Source organism: Synechococcus sp. WC101 (assembly GCF_047461555.1).
Lineage (GTDB): Bacteria > Cyanobacteriota > Cyanobacteriia > Thermostichales > Thermostichaceae > Thermostichus.
Window position 1 is genome coordinate 1 of the sequence record NZ_JANSHG010000212.1, and the last position, 3,178, is coordinate 3,178.

General features: G+C 62.0%; 2 protein-coding genes. Both read right to left on the reverse strand.

The window, feature by feature from the left end; all coding sequences use genetic code 11:
* Positions 1-212: 212 nt before the first annotated feature.
* Positions 213-2,318 carry a thioredoxin domain-containing protein gene (locus NW809_RS11540; protein ID WP_099812883.1) on the reverse strand — a complete coding sequence of 702 codons (2,106 nt, stop codon included), beginning with the start codon at positions 2,316-2,318 and terminating at the stop codon, positions 213-215.
* Positions 2,319-2,440: 122 nt separating this feature from the next.
* Positions 2,441-2,944 carry a GNAT family N-acetyltransferase gene (locus NW809_RS11545; protein ID WP_099813335.1) on the reverse strand — a complete coding sequence of 168 codons (504 nt, stop codon included), beginning with the start codon at positions 2,942-2,944 and terminating at the stop codon, positions 2,441-2,443.
* Between the last annotated feature and the right edge of the window lie 234 nt (positions 2,945-3,178).

Consider the following 3,178-nt stretch of genomic DNA (forward strand, 5'->3'; position numbering starts at 1 on the left):
TGTCAACTGCCTGGATAGCAACCGCATCCTGGACGTAGATGTGGAGCTGCCGCCGGAGCTGCTGGCCCAGGTAGAGCAGAAGACAGGCACTCGCATCCAGAGCTACCGCATTGAGTTCTATGGGGTGGAAAATCCCGGGGAAAGCTGAGCTGGCCAGCCAGTAGATTCTCGGGGCGGGATCCCGAGTTCTTCTGGAAGAGGATGAGCCAATGTCAGTAGGCTCGGTTTTGCCCTTTGCCGATCTGCGACTGGATTTGCTCAAGAGAAGCGGCGGGGGCCAGACACTTGCTGCCCCAGCACACCAACCCCACAGCTCCTGCCGGCAACGGCTCGGCTGCGGTGGGCAGGGCAAAGACGGTGGTGGGCCAAGAGCGCTGTTGCAGCGCAGCAATGTGCTCCGCTTCTAGGGTTGCCTTTACCCAGTTGTTGTACCAATCCAGCCCGACGAACAAACTGGGGCAGACCCGCGGCTGGGTGCTCATGATGTGGGCAAAGGTTTTCAGGGCCTGTTCTGCCCGTTCCAGGTAGTCCAGATCTCCGGTGATGGCGGCCAGGCGCACCAGGTTAGCAACAGCCACCCCATTGGCTGCGGGGGTGGCGTTGTCCTGAAACTCCTTCTCCCGCACCAGCAGCTCCGGGGTGCTCTGGGCGTCGCTGACAAAGTATCCCCCCCTGGCTTCATCCCACAGTCGCGTGTCCATCTCCTGCTGCAGCCGAATGGCGGCCTCCAGCCAGTACTGGGAGCTGGGATCGCCTGTCCGCGGCAGGCAGGCCTGGTGCAAATCCAACAGGGCCTTGATCAGCAGAGCGTAATCTTCCGATTGGGCAGGTACCTGGGCTGTGCCATCGTAGTTCAACCGCAGCAGGGATCCCGTCTGGGGGTGGCGCTGCTGGCTGAGGATGAATTGGGCGGCCCGCAGGGCCAACCGCAGATAGTCCTCCTCGCCAAACACCTGGTAGGCCCGCGCCAGGCCGGAGATCATCAGGCCGTTCCAGGAGACGATCATCTTGGTGTCGGTGACCGGCGGAATGCGTCCTGGCCAAGATTGCCGGCGGGCCGATTGGGCATCTACTGCGGGCGGGAAGGGGGTTCTCCGCTCGGTGGAGCCGTAGCGAGCTCGAAACAAATGGGTCGTCAAAGCCGTTTCCACTTCCGGCGGCAGCTCCCCTCCTTGCCTGCGCTGTAGGACGATACAGCCGGGCCGATCGGGGAAATTGCCCCCCGGCGAGAGGAAGAAAGCCTGCTGCAGGGCGCGGAAGGTTTCTGCATCCAGCAGATCCTGCAGCTCCTGCCAGCGCCAGACGTAGAACTCGCCCTCCTCGGGCTCCGCATCCTCTGCTCGGGCAAAACTGTCGGCATCCTGGGCCGCGTAGAAATACCCGGCAGGGGCGGTCATCTCCCGCGCCACCCATTCCACCGTCAGGCGCACCGCCCGCTCGATGGCCGCATCCTGGATCCCGTGGGCCCACAGCTCGGAGAGAAACTCCAAGATCTGGCCGTTGTCGTAGAGCATTTTTTCAAAGTGGGGCACCGTCCAGGTGGGATCCACGGTGTAGCGGTGAAACCCGCCGGCCACATGGTCGAAGATCCCTCCTAACACCAAGGCCATCCCTCGCTCCTTGGCCCGTTCTAGCGCCGTCGGCGAGCCGGGGATCCCTTCTGGCGGGTCGAAGCGGGCCGAGCGCAACACCAACTGGGCGTAGGGCATCATGGGAAACTGCTGCACTGCCCCGGCGTTGGCCAGCAAGGGTTGGATTTTGGGGATCCCGGAGCGCAACAGGTCAGGGGGAATATGGTCTTCCGGCACCAGGTCGCTGAGGGTGGTCAGGGCCGCCAAGATTTGGCCCTTCATGTCCTCGATTTTGTCTTTTTCCTGGCGGTAAAACTGCAGGATGCGCTGCAGTACGGTCAGAAACCCCGGCCGGCCAAAGCGAGGCTCCACCGGAAAATAGGTGCCCGCGTAGAACGGCACCAGGTCGTCGGGCGTGAGGAAGACATTGAGGGGCCACCCCCCCTGCCCGCTCATGAGCTGCAGCGCCTGCATGTAGATGCTGTCTAGATCAGGCCGCTCCTCGCGATCCACCTTGATGGGCAAAAAATGGGCATTGAGGAAGGCGGCGATCTCCGGGTCGGAGAAGGCTTCTCCCTCCATGACGGTGCACCAGTGACAACTGGAGTAGCCGATGGACAGAAAAATCGGCTTGTCCTCGGCCCGGGCTTTCTCCAGGGCCTCCGGGATCCAAGGCCACCAATCCACCGGATTCTCGGCGTGCTTGCGCAGGTAAAGGCTGGAACACGTGGCGAGGCGATTGGCCATAGGTACACCCTCTCACCCTTTTTGCTTCAGGCTAGCGCGTCCTCTTCCCAAGGCGGAGCCAACCCACTGTTGTTCAAGATACACTGACCTACGCCTCCCCTTGCCCCAGGGATCCCTGTTGGTCAGACCTGCTCCTGTTCGGCAGCCGGGATCAAAAAATCCAGCGGACGCCCGTGCAAAACCAGCGTGGTGCTGGGGTTTTCCACAAAGCCAATGCGCTCGTAAAAGCCGCGCTGATGGGTGGTAAACAGGTAGATGCGCTCCACCGACTGCAGGTGGGGATGGCTGATCAGGGTTTCCACCAGCTTGCGCCCGATGCCCTGCCGTCGATACTCGTGATCGACCACGATGTCCCAGAGGACGGCCCGGTAAACCCCATCGGAGGTGGCGCGGCCAAAGCCAATCAGGCGCTCCCCGTCCCAGGCGCTGACCACCGGGTGGCTGTGGGCGATGGCCCGCTCCATCTCTTCCCGCCGGCGATTTTGGGCCCAAAAGGCGTTGCGGTTCAACAACACCAGGAGCTGATCCAGATCCAGATCTTGCCGCTCCAGGGAGAAGCGAATGTTGCGGTTGTCCACCGGTTGATGAGAAAAGGTGATGACAGGCTCGAGGGAGGGATCGGACATGAAGCAGACCTTGGGCAACGAAGATTGGCAACGGTTCACTGGGCAGCAGAAAACGGCAGCAAGATCGAGGCTAGCCAGCGGAGGCATTGTCGGCGGCCCGCCCTGCCTGCTCCAAAGCATAGGCTTTGAAGCGCTCCAAGTCCGCTTGAATCGTGCTCTCCACCACTTTGCCCACAAACAGGCCGTCCAAGATTTTGCCGAGGAGCCCCGGGATCTTGTAGGCCACCGACAGCT